Here is a 19,696-nt window from a genome sequence, read left to right as displayed (position 1 = left end):
CTTCCATAAGCCTTCACTTATTCAAATAAGATTACTGAATATTATGAACAATAGAGATAGGTGAAGTAATCACAAATTCAATATCCAATAACTCCATCTTATCCAATAATCCTGCATTTGGCCCATAGCTTGAATCAAAAAAGTTCCTTGTTTATGCACGGTTGGAACGAATTGCATATCTTGTAGGACTTTCTTTTAAAAACACGTAAAGATATTGAAGTATTTTTTTAAATGAGCTAAAAGTTCCCCTACCATAAAATGAAGAAGTACCCGAGTATCCTGGTCTGCTGTTTTAGTCTTTTTTTGGTTATTCTTGCCTGTACCAAGGAGGTAGGGCTTATCACAGAGGTGAAGTTCGAACTCATGGAAGAGCATACCCGTGAAGGCTATGTGAACCAGGGCCTCCCAACGACCTTTACGATTGTACCGGAAGAAGTTCTGGAGAACTACGAGTACAGCATCACCTATGAGGTGTTGGACGGCGCCGGTTATTTTGAAGATATGGAGGGCAACCGCCTTGATGGTGATAAGGGCCATGCCGTAGCAACAGACCTCACCGTACCACTTTTGTACATGGGTTCCGAAACGGGCGAGCACCGAATAAAGATTACGGGGGCCGATAATTTTGGCCTATCGGACGAGATTGAGGTAACCTACGAACTTAGCGATGTACCGGCAGTTTGGGAAGCCTCGAGCGAATTCTCGGAAATAGAACTGGAAAAGCCCGTGGAGCTTTCCCTTCTATTCGAAGCCAATGATGCTGCGGAGGATATCGATTATGAAGCGGCGTACGGATTCGCTTCCGGTTCCGGGAGCCTCGGACCTTCGGAGGAGAACGGTTACGCCCCAAAGGGGGAATACGGCCCTATCGTTCCCGGCACCTATCCGCTTGTCTTCACGCCTTCGGAGATAGGCCCTCAACAACTGGTCTTTACCCTGCGCGACAGCAACGGACAGGAAATCGAGGCCGGTGTGGACTTCAATGTGGTGGATTTTATAGAGGTGATATCGATAACCCTTTCGAGCCAGGATACGATCAAGATGAAGCTCGGGGACGAGATACCCCCTGCATTCACCTTCGACCCGCCCAATGCTACCGATCAGGAAGTAACAGTAGTTTCCAGTGACCCCGATGTGGTTTTCATTGACGAGAACAATGTCTGTATCGCCGTAGGATTGGGAACGGCAGTGGTTACCGTAACCTCCATTTCCAATCCTGATGCCAGGGATACGGTCACCGTAGAGGTGATTCCCCCGGACAGGGTCCCGGTAACGGGCATTTCCGTTTCACAGGCAGCCCCCGGTGCCACGGGAGCGCAGCGCCAACTGGTGGCAACTGTCCTTCCCGAGAACGCCACGGATCCCAGCGTGACCTGGTCCTCCGGCGACGATACCATAGCGACCGTGGACGGGAACGGTATCCTGACCGGTCTTTCCGCGGGAACGGTCACGATAACGGCCACCTCGGTCTCCGATCCAGAGATCAGCGGAAGCGTCCTTGTCGAAATCACGGAGGTATCGCTACAATCGGCGAATGATATAGAGACCTTTGCCCTGAACGGGCAGATAGAGACGGCAACGATAGATACGGAGGCACATACCGTTTCGGTGACCGTTCCCGAGGGCACGCCGCTGAACGTCGCCCCCGTAATGTTGACAGTATCGGAGGGCGCCACGGTGGCACCGGGCCTTTTACAGGTACGGGACTTCAATTCCCCCGTGCAATACACGGTCACCTCCGGCAACGGTACCGAACAGGTATGGACGGTAACGGCCAACGTACTGGCACTTCCCGTTGCGGGCGATGCCAACATCACGTCCTTTGCCCTTCCCGGCCAGAACAGTTCCGACATCGATACCGAGAACCATACGATAACCGTCAACGTAACCGACGGAACAAATCTTAACGTCGCACCTCAGGTATTGGAAATCTCCCCCGGGGCGACCGTGACACCGGCCATCGGCCAGGTCCAGGACTTCTCTGGGGCCGTTACCTATACGGTAAGTCCAGAGACGGGAACGCCACAGATATGGACCGTAAACGTGACCGTATCCCAGTCCACGGGGAGCGACCAGAACGCGATAACGGGCTTTGCGCTGCCCGTTCAGAACAGTGTGGCCATAAACGATGTGAACCATACCATAACGGTGAACGTACCGAACGGAACGGACCTGAACGTAGTTCCCTCCCAATTAGATATTTCCACTGGGGCCAACATCGAACCCGGCCCGGCCTCGCAACAGGATTTCAGCCAGCCCGTGAACTATACGGTGACCGCCGAGAACGGTAACCCACAGGTCTGGACCGTGAACGTTGTCACAGAAACCAGCAGCGAAAAATCAATTGACAGTTTTGTGATCAACGGAATATCCGGAACGATCAACGGCACGGATATATCGGTGACCCTGCCTTTTGGAACGGATGTAACGGCGTTGTCTCCTGAAATTGATTTTTTTGGACAATCCGTGGCTCCCTCACCGGGAACACCTACAGACTTTACGAACGACGTGGTCTACACCGTTACCGCCGAGGATAACAGTACCCTGGACTATACCGTGAGCGTAACGATCGAAGCGAATACGAACACTGAGCCCGTAGTAGATGTTACCGGTATTACCGATATCACCTTACCGACAAATTCAGTAGACCTTGTGGGGAGTGCTACCGATGAGGATGGTACGATCGTGAACTACGCATGGACGCAGGATAGTGGTCCCGCTGCAACTATAACAGACCCGTCCTCTTCGGCCACCACGGCTACTGACCTTGTAGCTGGAAACTATGTGTTTAGGCTTACAGCCACTGACAACGACAATGACACCGGCAGCAATACCGTTGCATTTACCGTCAACGAAGCAGAGAACGTAGCTCCCGTTGCCGTTGATGATAATTTTACGGTAGCTGAATCCGGTAGTTTGAACAGGCTTGTTTTAACCAATGATATCGACGATGATGACCTAACAGTCCATTGGGTCGGGGGTAGCTCTGCTAATGTTGGACAATCTATTGGCGGTTCAGATGGCGGTCTGTTTACCATAACCGCCGGCGGAAACCTTACATTTGACACGAATGGCGAATTTGACGGTCTTAACGATGGTGATAGCCAGACAACAACTGTTCAATATAGGGCAACCGATGGAAACGCTAATTCCAATACGGCAACGGTTAGCGTAACGGTAACAGGTGTTGATGATCCAAATAATAATCCCACGGCGGTTATCGAGAGTAATACCGTAAGCGGTACAACACCACTTTCCGTAAATTTTAAAGGGGACCAATCTATTGATGACGATGGTTCCATAGTCTCATATAACTGGGATTTTGGGGAAAATAACCGAACCAGTACATTGGCAAATCCAACATACGAATATATAAGTCCTGGTGAATTCACTGTAACCCTAACTGTTACGGATGACGATGGTGCAACGGATTCCGAAACCGTAACGATAACTGTTAGCGAACCAGTGAATGAGCCACCAACGGCAGTAATTTCTACCAGTGCCACAAGTGGCACGACACCTCTAAGTGTTGATTTTACGGGACCAATCTATTGATAACGATGGTTCCATAGTCTCGTATTACTGGGATTTTGGGGAAAATAACCGAACCAGTACATTGGCAAATCCAACATATGAATATATAAGTCCTGGTGAATTCACTGTAACCCTAACTGTTACGGATGACGATGGTGCAACGGATTCCGAAACCGTAACGATAACTGTTAGTGAACCAGAGAATGAGCCACCAACGGCAGTAATTTCTACCAGTGCCACAAGTGGCACGACACCTCTAAGTGTTGATTTTACGGGGGACCAATCTATTGATAACGATGGTTCCATAGTCTCGTATTACTGGGATTTTGGGGAAAATAACCGAACCAGTACATTGGCAAATCCAACATATGAATATATAAGTCCTGGTGAATTCACTGTAACCCTAACTGTTACGGATGACGATGGTGCAACGGATTCCGATACTACAATTGTGAAAGTGAACAACCCAACTCCAAAGGCAACCTTTAGTAATGGCACATCAATTTCTTGTGAATCAAGCGGTATATCCGGTACGGTAACCATAGTTGGAGGACCAATGACTTTTAGGTTAGGCGCCTATGGTGGGTCAGGAGGAACTTCTATAACCGCTGTCATTGATGGAATCCAAATTTCTGTTACTGCCCCCCATGGACAGTCCGCTACCTCAAGTGACACTCAAGCCTTTCCTCCTGGACAATATAATTATACGGTAAGTGGTAGTTTTGCTGGTTGCAGCGGGAATGGCGGAAGTATCAGTGCTCACTAGATAGGCCATAAGGATGATTGTTTAGGCTTAACTTTTTGTAAAATACTTTTGCAGCTTAATTGAGAACAATGATGTCGAATAAGCAAATTTTCAAATAAATATTTTAATTATATTCATCCTCAATAATTACTATTAGAGAAAGCATCAAATTCCATCAATTCTACTAAACTTATATAATTCCAAATGTTTTGTTTTTCACAAATTGTCCACCGTTACGACACCTGCCATTTCCGATTTTTTAATTAAAAATGAAATTTGATATTTTGTACTTTCAAAATATGAGCTTCATTGTTACGACTGCTAAACAGGGTTGCAATGCAAAAGAACACCAACCTCATTACTATTTGATTTGTATAACAGATTTATCTTTTTTTTTAAAAAGCATCGTCAACGGAATCAGTAGACCAAACAACCTTTTACAAGGGCAATGAAGTTTATATTTATAAAATACATTTATGAGCAAAGCACACTGGGCCCTATTTGTCGACAACACATCGCGCAAAGACCTTCTTGTCGACGCCATACTGGAACAAAAAGCACCGGCGGGTTTTGAGGCCTTGAATGGCCTTAAGGGCTCCCTGTTTTCGAAACGCGTGCTTGAACGCTTTATCGACAAGGAGGATCGCCACGGCACCCGACTCATCAATTCGGATAGGGACCAAACCCTAAAATCGATGTCGAGCGGCGAACAAAAAAAAGCCCTGTTAAAACACCTGTTGGGCACGAAACCCGACTTCCTTATATTGGACAATCCGTTCGACAACCTCGATATAGGTAGCCAGGAAAAACTCAGGCACCAGCTGAAGGAGGTCTCGGAAGAGATAAGCATCGTTCAACTGGTCAGTAGAAAAACCGATGTATTGCCCTTTATCGATACCTTCGCCCGTTTGGAGGGGTCGCATATCCGTTTTTACAAAAACAAATCGGAAGCCCTTTCTTCTTCAAATGGGCAGGGTCTTATGGGAGAAGTTCCCCAAGCGCCCTACCGGTATGAAATTGAAGATGACGTTCTGATCCGATTGAACGACGTATGCGTGAAGTACGGTGAAAAACCCATTCTTCAAAACATCGACTGGACGATCAAAAAAGGGGAGTTTTGGGAACTTCGGGGAAACAACGGAAGTGGAAAAACGACGATTCTATCGATGATTACCGGAGACAACCCCAAGGGATACGGGCAAGACCTCCATATCTTCGGCCATAAAAAAGGAAGCGGTGAAAGTGTCTGGGAAATCAAGAAACTCATAGGCTACTTCACCCCCTCCATTACGGATAAGTTTACCGGGTACCACTCGGTAGAGCACATGGTCATTTCGGGCCTCACCGACTCGATCGGGCTTTACGTAAGGCCCACCGAGATCCAGTTGCGATTGGCCCAGGAATGGTTAAGGCTCATCGGCCTATGGGATGTCAAGGACGAACTCTTTCACGACCTTACCATGGGCCAAAAGCGCCTGGTCATGTGCGCCAGGGCCATGATCAAACATCCGCCCCTATTGATCCTTGATGAGCCCACAGCGGGCCTTGACGATGCCAGTGCCGCCCTTTTTGTCACCTTGGTCAACAAGTTCGCAAAGGAAAGCGATACCACCACCATATTCGTTTCGCACCGAAAGGAACCCGGTCTGGATCCCGATTTCGTCTACCAGCTCGAAATGGATACCGATGGCTCAAAGGGAAGGGTTCTTTGAAGCTCCCCGCCTTTATAGGAAGCAAATCGGAAAGCAAGTACGAAAAAAGGGCCGCTTACAAGTAAGCGGCCCTTTTGTTTGAGTTAGCAAATTGACTCTTAATACTATCTATACCGTCTCGGGCACCGTTTTGTTGCCCTTGGTCACACTCTTGTTCAAAGTATCGTACATTACCGGCGTTGCAATGAACAACGAAGAATAGGTACCGACTATGACCCCAATGATCATGGCGAACATAAAACCGCGTAGCGATTCACCGCCAAAGATAAAGATCGCCAAAAGAACGACCAAGGTGGTCATCGAGGTATTCAGGGTCCTGCTCAAGGTACTGTTCAGGGCGAGGTTGATGTTGACTCCCCCTTTCCATCCCTTCTCGGCGATTATCTCCCGAATACGGTCAAATACGACCACGGTATCGTTCAAGGAATATCCGATTACGGTCAGTATGGCCGCAATGAAGGCCTGATCGATTTCCATGTTGAAGGGCATGATGGTTCCGAATAGGGAAAAGATACCCAATACGATCATTATATCGTGAAAAACGGCGGCGACCGCACCAAGCGAAAACTGCCATTTACGGAAACGGAACAGGATGTAAAGAAAGACAACGGCCAAGGATCCCAAAATAGCCAAGAAGGCATTCTTCTTGATATCGTCGGCGATGGTAGGACCTACTTTTACCGATTGCAATATTCCGATGGAATCTTCCCCTCCGCCGGAAACAAAATCCTCCTTGCTCATACCGTCGGGAAGGTATTTTTGCAACGAAGTATACAGTTTGTCCTGTATCTCGTTGTCGACTTCCAATCCTTCGACATCCACTTTATAGGGCGTAGTGATCTTTATCTGGTTCGCCTCTCCGAAAGTCTTCACGTTGGTTCCGCTTCCGAAAACATTATTGAGTTCCGAAGCGATTTCCGAAGAGCTGACAGGCTGTTCGAAACGTACTTGGAAAGACCTCCCACCGACAAAGTCGACCCCTTGTTGAAGCCCCTTGGTCACCAGTGAAAAGATGCTGACCCCAACTAAAATTGCGGATAGGATATAGGCCATCTTGCGTTTCGACAGGAAGTCTACATTGATATTTTGAAAAAGGTTTTTGGTAATACCCGTAGAAAAGTCCAATCTTCTCGACTTTGCGCTCAAATACCAATCGACCAGGAGTCGGGTAATGAAAATGGCGGTAAACAAGGAAGTAACGATACCGATCAGCAAGGTAGTCGCGAAACCTTTGATCGGCCCCGAACCAAAAATAAACAGTATTATGGCCGTTAGCCCCGTAGTAATGTTCGCGTCCAAAATTGAGGAAAGCGCATTGCTGAAACCGTCGGCAATGGCCTGTGATTTTCCCTTGCCTTTGGCGATTTCCTCTTTAATACGTTCAAAAATAAGCACGTTGGCATCGACCGACATACCGATGGTCAATACAATACCGGCGATACCCGGAAGGGTAAGTACGGCCCCTAGGCTGGTCAACACCCCAAAAATCAGGAGAATGTTAAACAACAAGGCCATATCGGCAAATACCCCGGCCCGGCCGTAGTAGAATATCATCCAGGCCAGGACAATCAGCATGGCGATCAAAAAGGAGGTAAAGCCACTATCAATGGCTTCTTGCCCCAGGGATGGTCCCACAATGGTCGCTTGAATAATCTCGGCAGATGCGGGAAGTTTACCGGCACGGAGTACGTTGGCAATATCCTTGGTCTCGTTCACGGTAAAGTCGCCCGTAATTTCGGAACGTCCGCCGGAGATGGGTCCGGAAGACACCCCTGGTGCGGTATACACCTTATTATCGAGTACAATGGCGATACCCGTTCTGTTGTTGTAGGCATCACCCGTGAGTTCTTCCCATTCCTTGGCTCCCTTCGTATTCATGGTCATCGAAACCGCAGGCTTACCGCTCAGGTCAAAATCGTCGCGCGCATCGCTTACGACATCGCCACTGATCCTTGGCACGCCGTCCCTGTTCGATTTTAGGGCGAACAATTCGACTATTTCAGAATCTTCCGAAGGTCTTTCCCATAAAAACTTCACAAACTGCATGCTCGCGGGCAACAATCGGCGGATCTCCTTCATTCTCAAATAAGCACTGATTTCCGCGGTGTCTTTAACCGACGCCACACCAACGGCATAACTCGGTGCCCCCAATTGAAACTTGTCGAACAGCGGGTTGCGCTGACTGGCCAAATCCAGGGAATCTTGTGATACATCGGACAATAGGGAATCGAGTTCGGACTCTTCCTTGACCGGTTCTTCCTTCCCATCGGGCTCGATAAGGGTCTTCAGCTTTTCGTTTGCCTGAAAAAAGAAGGCCTGTAACTCGGGGTTGTTGGGCTGATAGGTTTCCCAGAACTCCAATTGGGCGGTACTCGACAATAGGTCCTGCGCACGGGCGATATCCCTTGCACCGGGCAATTCGACCAAAATCCGGCCCGAATTACCTTCGCGCTGAATGTTGGGTTGGGTAACCCCAAAACCATCGATACGCTCTCGAAGCACTTCGAAAGCCGATACAATCGATTCGTCGATCTTTCTTCGGATGATGGGTTTCACCTCATCATCGCTCATTTGAAAATTAACCTCGTCGCTCAGGCCCTTATTGGCAAAAATATCGGGCGATGCCAATTTGGTGTCGCCACTGATCTCGTCCCAAGCCTCGAAGAAAAGATCCACATAGGTATTGTCGCTATTTTTGGAAGCGGCGTCGGCATCGGCCAAAGCCTTGTTGAAAATAGGGTTTTTACTGTTGTTGGCCAGTCCTTTTAAGATATCCTTGACGGAAATCTGAAGGGTAACGTTGATCCCCCCTTTAAGGTCGAGCCCCTTGTTCAGCTCTTTTTTCTTCGCCTCGTTAAAGGTCGTATAACCAAGAATGGTATTATCTCCAATGGAATCCAGATACTGGGCTTCTAGGGCCTCGCGCTTGGCTATATAGTCTTCCTCCGTCTCGGGAATTCGGCTAATGGCGAATGCTTCTGCATCGTTTTCGGCCTTATTGACGATAAAGGTGTAGGAGAGTTGATAAATGCTCACCAACCCGAACAGAAGGGCGAAGAGCTTTATAAGTCCTTTATTTTGCATCGATTACAAGAATTTAATTGGTGCTTTTTCTAACAGCCTGCAAATATATGATTTTCCAGCAGCATTTAACAAGATATTTGGGAGTTATTATCAATCTCCACCAAACTTTAAATAGATGGACAAAGCCCCATTTTATAAAATTTTACTATTGTTCTTTAACAAATCTATAATAATCAAAGCGTCGACCCATCATTTTATCAACCCTTTGGCAAAAGGGTCGGAAACAGGGTTTACGGCCCGACCTATACCAAAAAAATCCGCCCGAAAGAACCGGGCGGATTTTCCATAAAACCATCGGGATGTATCAATTACAATTCCAACAAACCATTGGTTTTTCTGACACCCTGTGCACTTTCCTGCATTTTGGTCTTCTCGGCATCGCTAAGCGGAACATCCACTATCTTTTCGATACCGTCCTTTCCGAGGATTACCGGAACCCCGATGCAAATATCGTCCAGGCCGTATTCGCCTTCGAGCAGGGTAGAGCACGGGAAAATTTTCTTTTGGTCACAGGCGATGGCCTGAACCAATCCGGAAACGGCCGCTCCCGGGGCGTACCAGGCACTTGTTCCCAAAAGCTTGGTAAGTGTGGCACCACCGACCTTGGTATCTTCCGCAACTTGCTGCAATCGCTCTTCGGACAAGAATTCGGAAACCTTGATGCTATTTCGGGTCGCATGTGAGGTCAAGGGAACCATACCAACATCGCTATGCCCACCGATAACCATTCCATCAACGTCGGATATGGGTGCATCGAGGGCCTCGGCCAAACGATATTTAAAACGTGCACTATCCAAGGCCCCGCCCATACCTATGATCTTGTTTTTGGGCAAACCGGTGGTCTTATGCACCAAATAGGTCATCGTATCCATCGGATTGCTCACAACGATCACGATCACGTTCGGCGAATGCTCGATCAGGCTTGCCGATACCGTCTTCACTATGCCCGCATTGATTCCGATCAACTCTTCGCGGGTCATACCGGGTTTTCTAGGAATACCTGAAGTAATTACGGCAATATCGCTATTGGCCGTTTTGGAGTAATCGCCGGTGACCCCGGTGATCTTGGTATCGAAACCGTTCAAAGAGGCCGTCTGCATCAAATCCATCGCCTTTCCTTCGGCATAACCTTCCTTGATATCCAACAATACTACTTCCGAGGCAAAATTCTTTATGGCAATGTATTCGGCACAACTTGCACCGACCGCCCCTGCACCTACTACAGTAACTTTCATGTATACTTATTTTAAATGATTATTAAAGACCGATTTATCAACTCCCCAAACAAACCGAAACAACCCCGTACGAGGGTATAAAAGCCCGATTTTTAAAGGGTTTCCAAAAATAAACAATCTTACCAGAAAACCGGGCGAAAAACCCGGGAAATGAAATAAAATTTCCATTTGCCAAAAACATCGACGAACTACCCCATTGTTAAAAATTAACACCGTTCAACGAAGAAAAATGACAAATACCGTCATACGTCGAATTTTAGCAATACAGACTGAAAGAAGACCGTTCTAAAATCAAAAATAACCCCCAAATCAAAACCCTACAGCAATGAAAAAGGTCTTTTCATTTTTTGCCATAATAGCGATTGTCCTAGCCAGCAATTGTTCCAAAATACCGGAAAACAACGATGAAGTAATCGGCATATGGTCAAACGTCGATGTGCAACCCTCGAGCCTTACCGCCAAGGAACAGACCGTCAAACACGAGTGGATATTCAATGATGCCTACTTGGGAAGATACCACGAGAAGGTCAATGGTTCGATTACGTTCAAGACCGATTTTGAATGGAGTGCGGAGAACGATGTTTACACCATCAAGTACCCCGGAACGGATATGCAAGACCAAACCCTTTCATTGGTCAAGTCCGGCGAGGTAACCTCGCTTGCCGATACCGCTGGCCATACGGTGGCCATAAGAGAATAGAGTTTTCACTAGGTTCAAATACGCAAAAAAGCCGTAGTCGTAACGACTACGGCTTTTTATTTACCGTCGCTCTTCGCTATTTGCTCTCTTCGGCCGCGCCGTCCAAGCTGAACTCCGTATAGTCCAAAACATAGACCCCCAAAAGGCTCCACTTATACTTGTGGTCGGCATATTTGGCCCTGAAGGCCTCATTGTCCATAAACAAGCGTTCGAAATGCTCGTCGAAATTGCTTTTGGTCAACCATACGATCGACTCGCCTTTTTTTACATAGTACGATTTGGCGATACCGCCGGCCAGCTTTAACGAGCCCACGCCAATGCTCATCGTCTCTTTGGCAAAGGGGTCGGAAAAAACCTGAATGACCTGGCTGAACTTGGGGTTGACCACCTGCATCAAATACTCGGCAGGTTTCTTTTTGTTCTTCAAGGAAACCATTTGATTGGTATACATCGTATAGCCCTTGTTGATATGCTTTGCGGCATCCGTTTTGCCCCATTTGGTGGCATCGTTAAAATAACTGCCTTGCTTATCGAGTTGTTCGAGACCGGATGGCGCCATGTATAGATCGGCAATGTCGCTTGCCATGATCTCTACTTTTTTTTCTCCGTCGACACTGATCTTCAAGCGATAGATCTGGCCCTTTTTACGGTCGACATCCTTTATATCCCCTTCTAGCTTTGTGCCGTCCTTAAGGGTAACATAGGCCGGTTTTTTCCTTGAATAGGAAGTGTACGCGGGATCGAAGGCCGCTTGCTTTTCGCGTTCCTTTAGGTCGTCTTGCGCAAAACAGGTAACGGCCGTCATAAACAGCATTAGGGAAACTACTTTTACTTTCATACTAAATGATTTAGGGATTTGATTAAAATTGAATAGCCCTAAAATAGTTCGTCCGCCAAGGGGCGGACGAATTAATGTTGTGAAAGTAGCTGTTTCTATGCGTCAATGTTCGCATAGACGGCATTCTTCTCTATAAATTCCCTCCTTGGGGGTACTTCGTCGCCCATCAACATCGAGAAAACCCTGTCGGTTTCCGTGGCGTTGTCGATGGTAATCTGACGCAAGGTCCTGAACTCGGGGTTCATTGTCGTATCCCAAAGTTGTTCGGCGTTCATCTCACCCAGACCTTTGTAGCGCTGGATGCTTACACTGCCGTTGTAGCTTTTGGCTATTTCGTCGCGTTCCTCATCGGACCAGGCGTAACGTTTCTTCGACCCCTTTTTCACCAAGTACAGGGGCGGGGTGGCGATGTAAACATGGCCTCCCTCGATAAGTTCGCGCATATAGCGGAAAAAGAAGGTAAGGATCAAGGTTTCGATATGGCTACCATCGACGTCGGCATCACACATAATTACCACCTTATGATAGCGAAGCTTTTCCAAGTTCAGGGCCTTGCTATCGTCTTCGGTACCAATGGTAACACCAAGTGCGGTATAGATATTCTTGATTTCCTCGTTTTCGAAGACCTTGTGCTGCATGGCCTTCTCTACGTTAAGAATCTTACCCCTCAGGGGCAGAATGGCCTGAAACTTACGGTCGCGGCCCATTTTGGCCGTACCGCCCGCCGAATCACCCTCGACCAAAAACACCTCGCAAAGCGCCGGGTCTTGTTCGGAGCAATCGGACAATTTACCGGGCAGTCCGCCGATACTCATTACGGTCTTGCGCTGCACCATTTCCCTTGCCTTGGTCGCCGCATGCCGCGCTTGGGCGGCCAGGATTACCTTTTGCACGATAACCTTCGCGTCGTCGGGATTTTCCTCCAAATAATCGGTCAGCATTTCCGAAACGGATTGGCTTACCGCCGAAGACACTTCCCTGTTGCCCAGTTTGGTCTTCGTCTGGCCCTCAAATTGGGGCTCGGCCACTTTTACGGAGACGATTGCCGTTAGTCCCTCCCTAAAATCATCCCCTTGTATCTCGAACTTGAGCTTGTCCAACATTCCGGAAGCATCCGCATATTTCTTCAAGGTAGTGGTCAACCCACGTCTAAAGCCCGACAAGTGGGTACCTCCCTCATGGGTATTGATATTGTTGACGTACGAATGCAGGTTTTCGGTATAACTGGTGTTGTACATCATGGCCACTTCGACGGGAATACCGTTTTTCTCACCTTCCATGGAAATGACGTTCTGGATCAATGGCTCCCTGTTCCCGTCCAAAAACTTGACGAACTCCTTAAGCCCTTGGTCCGAATAAAAGGTTTCCGAGACGTACTCACCGTTTTCATCCTTTTGCCTCTTATCGGTAATGCTTATGGTCACCCCCTTGTTCAAAAAGGAAAGCTCCCTCATGCGATTGGCCAAGGTTTCGTAGCTATATTCGGTAGTTTGGGTAAAGATGGTATCATCGGGGCGAAAGGTGACTATCGTACCCGTTTCATCGGTTTCCCCGACACTCTTTACGGGGTATAGGGCCTTGCCCCTTTCGTACTCCTGTTCCCAAATTTTGCCATCGCGGTGCACCGTTGCCTTCAAGTGGTTGGAAAGGGCGTTCACACACGAGACCCCTACCCCGTGCAAACCACCGGATACCTTGTAGGAATCTTTGTCGAACTTGCCCCCGGCACCGATTTTGGTCATAACCACCTCAAGGGCCGAAACACCTTCCTTTTTATGCAAATCCACCGGAATACCACGACCATTGTCGCGGGTAGTGATGGAGTTATCTTCGTTGATCGTTACGCTTATCGTATCGCAATATCCCCCCATAGCTTCATCTATGGAGTTGTCCACTACTTCGTAGACCAAATGGTGCAGTCCCCGAACACCTACATCACCAATATACATTGAGGGACGCATGCGAACGTGTTCCATTCCCTCAAGGGCCTGGATACTGTCCGCCGAATATTTTTTCTTGTTTTCGTCTTTGTTATTCGCTTCTTCGCTCATAAAATTAACAGGTTGTTAGACTTAATTTTTGGCAATCTCGCAAATATACGGAATACCCCATAGAATATGGGGTTTTAGCCCCATAATAAGCCCTAAGTTATCAACAAAATTTGTGGAAAATTGAGCTAAGGGGAAACCGGGCAGCCCGCCCCTGCCGAATTCCTTGACAAAAGGGCAAAAACCTGGGGATACGCCCTCCCAAGCCCCAAAAAAAAGCCCTCCCCCTTGAAGGGGAAGGGCTTTTGTGAATTCTAGGATGATTGCCTTACGACTACTTCTCATAGGCATCGGCGTGCACCTTGGCCACTGCCCTGCCCGAAGGGTCGTTCATGTTTTTAAAGGCCTCGTCCCACTCCAGGGCGATCTGGGTACTACAGGCCACCGACGCTTCCTGGGGAACGCTCAAAGCGGCCGCATCGGAAGGGAAGTGCGATTCGAATATCGAACGGTAGTAGAACTCCTCTTTTGAGGTCGGTGTCTGTACCGGAAAGCGGAACTTGGCATTGGCCAATTGTTCGTCGGTCACCTCCTCGTTCACGATTTCCTTTAAGGTATCGATCCAACTGTACCCCACGCCATCGGAGAACTGTTCCTTCTGTCTCCAAACCACGCTTTCCGGCAAATAGTCTTCAAAAGCCTTCCGGACCACCCATTTTTCCATACGCTCACCGTTGATCATCTTGTCTTGCGGGTTGATGCGCATGGCCACGTCGATAAATTCCTTGTCCAAAAACGGAACACGACCTTCAATGCCCCAGGCGGCCAGGGACTTGTTGGCCCTCAAACAGTCGTACATGTGCAACTTGCTGAGCTTTCTTACGGTTTCTTCGTGAAATTCGCGGGCGTTGGGCGCCTTGTGAAAATACAGATAGCCACCAAAAAGCTCATCGGCCCCTTCGCCGGAAAGCACCATTTTGATTCCCATGGACTTAATGACACGGGCCATAAGGTACATGGGGGTCGAGGCACGTATGGTGGTAATATCGTAGGTTTCGAGGTTGTAGATAACATCCTTGATGGCATCCAACCCTTCTTGAATGGTAAATTTAATCTCGTGGTGCACGGTACCGATATGGTCCGCTACCTTTTGGGCCGCGGCCAGGTCGGGCGAGCCTTCGAGCCCGACGGAAAAAGAGTGGAGCTGGGGCCACCAAGCCTCCTTGGTATCACCCGATTCGATCCGCTTCTGTGCATATTTTTTTGCAATGGCCGATGTTACCGAAGAATCAAGGCCTCCCGACAGCAATACCCCATAGGGTACGTCGGACATGAGTTGACGGTGTACGGCGGCTTCAAGGGCTTCCCTGATTTCCCTGATACTGGTTTCGTTATCCTTTACCGCATCATACTCCATCCAATCCCTTGTATACCATCTCTTGAATTCCCCATCATCGCTATGCAGGTAGTGGCCCGGGGGAAAGAGTTCAATTTTGGTACAGGTACCTTCCAAGGCCTTCAATTCCGAAGCCACATAAAAAGTACCGTTTTGGTCCCAACCGATATACAGCGGAATAATACCCATGTGATCACGGGCAATGAAATATGAATCGTTCTCGACATCGTAGATGGCAAAACCAAAAATACCGTTCATCTCATCCAAAAAGTCCGCTCCTTTTTCTTGGTACAGCGCCAGAATAACTTCGCAGTCGGATTCCGTTTTAAAATTATACGTGCCCTCGAACTGTTTTCTCAGCTCCCTATGGTTATAGATTTCGCCATTGGCGGCCAAAACCAATTTATTGTCTTCACTGAACAAAGGTTGTTTTCCCGAAGCGGGATCGACGATGGCCAATCGTTCATGGGCCAAAATCGCCTTGTCGTCGGCATAGATTCCGCTCCAGTCCGGACCACGGTGCCGAACCTTCTTGGACATTTCGAGCAGTTGGGGCCTCAAAACCTCCGAACTTTCCTTTAAATCAAAGGCACATACAATTCCACACATAATAATCTATTGTTTGTAATTTGAAAGCAAAGGTGACATTATTATTTCAATTTAAAAATATAAAATGATTTTTAGTTATCAATTGACATTATTAAGTCGATATAAGCTTCTAAATATAATATTTACTCTTTTATTCGATTAAAATTCATTCGTTCTGTAAGAAGAGTTAATTTTGACGACTGTTAGCTAAGATTAAATCAAATACTAATTAGTTTTATTAAAAACAAAGTCACGATTATGAAAAAAGTATCTCTCATTGCCCTTACGGTGTTTGCCATGGTTTTTACCTCTGAGGTTATGGCGCAAAAATTCAGCGGCTTGGACAAGAGTCCTATGGACATGGCCTCCTACCCTGCCGATTACAAGGTGGCCAACAAGGCTGTTCGTGTTATTTACAGCAGGCCCCAATTAAAGGGAAGGTCCCTATCGGAACTTGCCCCAGCCGGAAAGGTTTGGAGAACCGGTGCGAACGAAGCCGCGGAAATCACCTTTTACACCGATGCCACTTTCGGTGGAAAATCGGTCAAGGCGGGCACCTATTCCCTTTTCACCATTCCCGGCGATAAGGAATGGACCATAATCTTGAACAAGAACCTCAACCAATGGGGAGCCTATAGTTACGATGAAAGTGCCGATGTGCTAAGGGTATCTGCCCCAAGCAGCACCAATGGCAGCTCGCTCGAAGAGTTCTCCATAGCGTTCAAGGAAGTTGACGGAGGCGCCGAATTGGCCATGGGATGGGACAAAACACGTGTTTTGGTGCCCATTACCTTTACAAAGATGTAGAACCGGCAATAAGCCTATTAAAAAGACCGCAGCCCTTCGGCTGCGGTCTTTTTTATTTGGAATACGCCCCAAAAGCTATTTCGAGACCCCTCCGATAAAGGTCCGCTCCACCTTTACGGTAGGTAGCTCTTCGGCCGGTACTTGCATGATATCCTTGTCATAGATCACAAAATCGGCGAACTTGCCCACTTCGATACTTCCTTTTTCGTCTTCCTCAAAGTTGGAATAGGCCGCCCATATCGTCATCCCCCTTAGTGCTTCCTCGCGCGACAAGGCCTCTTCCATATGAAATCCCCCTTCGGGATAGTGTTCCACATCTTGCCGTGCAATGGCCGCATAAAAAGTTAACAGGGGATTGACTTGCTCTACGGGAAAATCGGTGCCCAAGGCTATGATCCCGGCTTTTTCCAACAGGGTTTTATAGGCATAGGCCCCCTTCATCCGTTCTTCGCCCAACCTATCCCCGGCCCAGTACATATCGCTAGTGGCATGTGTGGGCTGCGCGGAAGGTATGATCCCGTTTCCGAAATAGTCAAAGTCGGGGGTATCGATAACCTGTGCATGCTCTACTTTCCACCGTCGGTCGGGCCTGCCTTTCAGCACCCTATCGTAGGTGCGAAGGACCACGGCGTTTGCCGAATCGCCAATTGCATGGGTATTCATCTGAAATTCGGTACGTGCCAATTTTTCGGCCAAGTCCCCTATCAGGTCAACAGGGGTGACCATGGCGCCATAATGGCCCGGTTTGTCGGAATAAGGCCGTTTTAGTACCGCCCCACGTGACCCCAAGGCCCCATCGGCGTACACCTTCACCGAGCGTACGTTCAAACGTTCGGTCTTATAGGGTTTGCGCTTTAGATAATACTTTAAGTTACTTTCCCACGCACCTATCATGGCATACACCCGGATGGACAGGTCTCCGGTCTGGTGAAGACTGTCGATGAGTTCTATAGTCGAACGATCAAGTCCCGCATCGTTCACTGTGGTAAGGCCATAGTCCAAACAAATACCTTCCGCATCCTTAAGGGCCTTAATTTGGTCGGCCCGATTTCCACTGGGGATTACGGCATAGACCATATCCATGGGATTATCGACCAATACACCTGTCAACTTTCCGTCTTGCTTAACGATTTCACCGCCTTCGACCTTGGTATCGACACCGATACCAGCCCGATCCAATGCCTTTTGGTTGACCAGGAGTGCGTGCCCATCGATTCGGCTCAAGGCTACCGGGGTATCGGGAAACAGGGAATCCAATTTATCCTTGGTCGGAAATTCCTTTACCTCCCAATCATTTTGGTCCCATCCTTCCCCTAGAATAAAATCACTCGGCCTGCTTTTCTGAAAGGCCTTGACTTTTTCGAGTACCTCATCATAGCTTTTGGTACCGGTCAAATCGACTACCTGTTGTTTTTGGCCCAATCCGTAAAAATGACAGTGGGCATCAATGAGTCCGGGCGTTATGGTCTTGCCTTGGGCATCAAGAACTTCGGCGGATGTATATTTTTCAAGGATTTCGTCGGTGGTTCCGGCTGCCACAAATTTGCCATCTTTTACGGCAAATGCCCCGGCCGTTGAAAAGTTTTCATCTACCGTGTAAACGGTGGCGTTGACGACGACCAAGTCGACCTTGTGCTTAGCATCCTTACAAGCGAAAAGCAAGAACATAAGCAAGGGAAGCATCTTTTTCATATAGAGCGGTGCTAGGCCACCTGAGGCCCTTGTCGACAAGGGCTCCGGCGACGGAAGTAAAAATAAATCGGTGAATTACGAAGGAAGTCCCTACAGTCGCTTGACCCGGCTCCCCTCAATAGTATAAGTCCCTTCCGACGACGAACTGGTACCCGTAAGCTTATCACCATCGGCCTTGAGCTTGACGGAAACCACGGTCCCCTCGATAGTAAGGTCAAAACTAACACTATTGCCTTCGATGGCCACGTTGAATCCCTTCAGCGAGCCTTCGGCCAAATGCACCTCAACCCCATAGCTCCCTTCTTCTTTCACGATCGCAATACTGCCCTTGCTGTATTCGGGCGGGGCGTTGTTTACCGTATACCGCCATACGCCCTCAAGTCCTTCCCCTACCTTGGCATCTTCATGCAGCGCCGGAAATTCACAACTATTTAAAGTGGGATGTACCATGGCCTGCAGGCCAAGGAGGGACGACCCTAGGACGATCAGCCCCAAAACCATTGCCTTTCTAATTCGTTTTTTCATCTTTTAAAGAGGTTTTAATGGATTAAAGATAAACTTTTTAAGGCATTGAAGGGCATTCTATTTTTTTGAACGGGAAGGGCGTGTGTCCTTTATCTTTACATAAATCAATTTTTTTCGACCCTTGTTGTCTTCACGACGCTCGACTTCGATTTGATCGATCGAACTGATCAGGGGGGTCAGTTTTTGAAAACCGTAATTTCGGGAGTCGAAATTGGGCTGCTTCTTTTGCAGGAGGCTGCCAACGTCGCCCAAGAAGGCCCAACCATCGTCATCGGCCACATCGTCTATGGTCGAGGTGATCAATTTGATGTCCTTGGCCGTTATCCTATCGACACTGTTCTTGGCTCCGGTTTTGCTCTTTGTGTCCTCCGCGGTGTCGTCCTCTTGCTTGTTCTTTAAGATTTCGATATAGATGAACTTGTCGCAGGCCACGATAAAGGGGTTGGGGGTTTTCTTTTCCCCTATCCCAAAAACCTGCATACCTGCCTCGCGCAAACGGGTGGCCAAGCGGGTAAAATCGCTGTCGCTGCTCACAATACAGAAACCGTTTACCTTGCCCGAATACAAGATATCCATGGCATCGATGATCATGGCCGAATCGGTGGCATTCTTGCCTTGGGTATACCCGTACTGTTGGATGGGGGTAATGGCATTTTCCAATAGGATGTTCTTCCACTTGCCTAATCGCGGATTCGTCCAATCGCCATAAATACGCTTGATCGTAGGGTTACCGTACTTGGCTATTTCCTCCATCATTTCCTTAACATACGCAGATGGAATATTGTCCCCGTCAATAAGAACTGCTAGATTTAAATCCATATTTACCTTTTTTTCAAAGTTAGTGATTTTAAA

The 19,696-nt window shown here is 48.0% G+C and carries 13 protein-coding genes; 5 read left to right on the top strand and 8 right to left on the bottom strand.

All coding sequences use genetic code 11. The annotated features are described in order from the left end of the window. Positions 1-258: 258 nt before the first annotated feature. From BUB37_RS10150 to BUB37_RS10140, 3 genes are all read left to right on the top strand, one after another. Complete coding sequence (locus tag BUB37_RS10150) at positions 259-3,555, top strand: PKD domain-containing protein (protein ID WP_072992986.1); 3,297 nt, start codon at positions 259-261, stop codon at positions 3,553-3,555. Next, entirely contained in the window at positions 3,527-4,300 is a 774-nt protein-coding gene (locus BUB37_RS10145) for a PKD domain-containing protein (RefSeq protein WP_094766675.1), read from the top strand. The genes BUB37_RS10150 and BUB37_RS10145 overlap by 29 nt, the downstream gene beginning before the upstream one ends. 455 nt (positions 4,301-4,755) lie before the next feature. Then, positions 4,756-5,991 carry an ATP-binding cassette domain-containing protein gene (locus BUB37_RS10140; RefSeq protein ID WP_072992980.1) on the top strand — a complete coding sequence of 412 codons (1,236 nt, stop codon included), beginning with the start codon at positions 4,756-4,758 and terminating at the stop codon, positions 5,989-5,991. Between the two features lie 108 nt (positions 5,992-6,099). Here BUB37_RS10140 and secDF read toward each other — a convergent pair whose 3' ends face one another. Together secDF and BUB37_RS10130 are read right to left on the bottom strand one after the other, a co-directional pair. Beyond that, the gene (secDF, locus tag BUB37_RS10135; RefSeq protein WP_072992978.1) at positions 6,100-9,075 is read right to left on the bottom strand and encodes a protein translocase subunit SecDF; all 2,976 of its coding nucleotides are present in this window, start codon (positions 9,073-9,075) and stop codon (positions 6,100-6,102) included. 308 nt (positions 9,076-9,383) lie between these two features. Then, the gene (locus BUB37_RS10130) at positions 9,384-10,310 is read right to left on the bottom strand and encodes a malate dehydrogenase (RefSeq protein ID WP_072992974.1); all 927 of its coding nucleotides are present in this window, start codon (positions 10,308-10,310) and stop codon (positions 9,384-9,386) included. A 325-nt stretch (positions 10,311-10,635) separates the two neighbouring features. Between BUB37_RS10130 and BUB37_RS10125 the strand changes: the two genes are divergently transcribed. After that, entirely contained in the window at positions 10,636-11,010 is a 375-nt protein-coding gene (locus BUB37_RS10125) for a hypothetical protein (protein ID WP_072992971.1), read from the top strand. Positions 11,011-11,086: 76 nt separating this feature from the next. Here BUB37_RS10125 and BUB37_RS10120 read toward each other — a convergent pair whose 3' ends face one another. The 3 genes from BUB37_RS10120 to asnB all read right to left on the bottom strand — a co-directional run bounded on the left by BUB37_RS10120 (position 11,087) and on the right by asnB (position 15,841). Further along, the gene (locus tag BUB37_RS10120; protein WP_072992968.1) at positions 11,087-11,848 is read right to left on the bottom strand and encodes a hypothetical protein; all 762 of its coding nucleotides are present in this window, start codon (positions 11,846-11,848) and stop codon (positions 11,087-11,089) included. A 95-nt stretch (positions 11,849-11,943) separates the two neighbouring features. Continuing rightward, positions 11,944-13,899, bottom strand: coding sequence for a DNA topoisomerase (ATP-hydrolyzing) subunit B (gene gyrB / locus BUB37_RS10115; RefSeq protein ID WP_072992964.1), 1,956 nt, complete (start codon positions 13,897-13,899; stop codon positions 11,944-11,946). Positions 13,900-14,170: 271 nt separating this feature from the next. After that, positions 14,171-15,841: an asparagine synthase B gene (gene asnB / locus BUB37_RS10105; RefSeq protein WP_072992958.1), complete on the bottom strand. Its 1,671-nt coding sequence runs from the start codon at positions 15,839-15,841 to the stop codon at positions 14,171-14,173. Between the two features lie 237 nt (positions 15,842-16,078). Between asnB and BUB37_RS10100 the strand changes: the two genes are divergently transcribed. Continuing rightward, the gene (locus BUB37_RS10100) at positions 16,079-16,627 is read left to right on the top strand and encodes a DUF2911 domain-containing protein (RefSeq protein ID WP_072992955.1); all 549 of its coding nucleotides are present in this window, start codon (positions 16,079-16,081) and stop codon (positions 16,625-16,627) included. Between the two features lie 75 nt (positions 16,628-16,702). Here BUB37_RS10100 and BUB37_RS10095 read toward each other — a convergent pair whose 3' ends face one another. From BUB37_RS10095 to BUB37_RS10085, 3 genes are all read right to left on the bottom strand, one after another. Next, positions 16,703-18,319 carry an amidohydrolase gene (locus BUB37_RS10095; RefSeq protein ID WP_072993943.1) on the bottom strand — a complete coding sequence of 539 codons (1,617 nt, stop codon included), beginning with the start codon at positions 18,317-18,319 and terminating at the stop codon, positions 16,703-16,705. 90 nt (positions 18,320-18,409) lie between these two features. Continuing rightward, positions 18,410-18,844: a hypothetical protein gene (locus tag BUB37_RS10090; RefSeq protein ID WP_072992952.1), complete on the bottom strand. Its 435-nt coding sequence runs from the start codon at positions 18,842-18,844 to the stop codon at positions 18,410-18,412. 57 nt (positions 18,845-18,901) lie between these two features. Continuing rightward, positions 18,902-19,663 carry an NYN domain-containing protein gene (locus tag BUB37_RS10085; RefSeq protein WP_072993941.1) on the bottom strand — a complete coding sequence of 254 codons (762 nt, stop codon included), beginning with the start codon at positions 19,661-19,663 and terminating at the stop codon, positions 18,902-18,904. Positions 19,664-19,696 lie beyond the last annotated feature (33 nt).

The organism is Pseudozobellia thermophila (assembly GCF_900141855.1).
Taxonomy (GTDB): domain Bacteria; phylum Bacteroidota; class Bacteroidia; order Flavobacteriales; family Flavobacteriaceae; genus Pseudozobellia; species Pseudozobellia thermophila.
Note: the sequence above shows the minus strand (reverse complement) of the source record. Positions and strands in the feature narration are given on the sequence as shown.

Bases quoted from the DNA above. Each gene is read 5' to 3' on its own strand.
- BUB37_RS10150 (WP_072992986.1), top strand. From the start codon at position 259: ATGAAGAAGTACCCGAGTATCCTGGTCTGCTGTTTTAGTCTTTTTTTG.
- BUB37_RS10140 (WP_072992980.1), top strand. From the start codon at position 4,756: ATGAGCAAAGCACACTGGGCCCTATTTGTCGACAACACATCGCGCAAA.
- secDF (WP_072992978.1), bottom strand. From the start codon at position 9,075: ATGCAAAATAAAGGACTTATAAAGCTCTTCGCCCTTCTGTTCGGGTTG.
- BUB37_RS10130 (WP_072992974.1), bottom strand. From the start codon at position 10,310: ATGAAAGTTACTGTAGTAGGTGCAGGGGCGGTCGGTGCAAGTTGTGCC.
- BUB37_RS10125 (WP_072992971.1), top strand. From the start codon at position 10,636: ATGAAAAAGGTCTTTTCATTTTTTGCCATAATAGCGATTGTCCTAGCC.
- BUB37_RS10120 (WP_072992968.1), bottom strand. From the start codon at position 11,848: ATGAAAGTAAAAGTAGTTTCCCTAATGCTGTTTATGACGGCCGTTACC.
- gyrB (WP_072992964.1), bottom strand. From the start codon at position 13,899: ATGAGCGAAGAAGCGAATAACAAAGACGAAAACAAGAAAAAATATTCG.
- asnB (WP_072992958.1), bottom strand. From the start codon at position 15,841: ATGTGTGGAATTGTATGTGCCTTTGATTTAAAGGAAAGTTCGGAGGTT.
- BUB37_RS10100 (WP_072992955.1), top strand. From the start codon at position 16,079: ATGAAAAAAGTATCTCTCATTGCCCTTACGGTGTTTGCCATGGTTTTT.
- BUB37_RS10095 (WP_072993943.1), bottom strand. From the start codon at position 18,319: ATGAAAAAGATGCTTCCCTTGCTTATGTTCTTGCTTTTCGCTTGTAAG.
- BUB37_RS10090 (WP_072992952.1), bottom strand. From the start codon at position 18,844: ATGAAAAAACGAATTAGAAAGGCAATGGTTTTGGGGCTGATCGTCCTA.
- BUB37_RS10085 (WP_072993941.1), bottom strand. From the start codon at position 19,663: ATGGATTTAAATCTAGCAGTTCTTATTGACGGGGACAATATTCCATCT.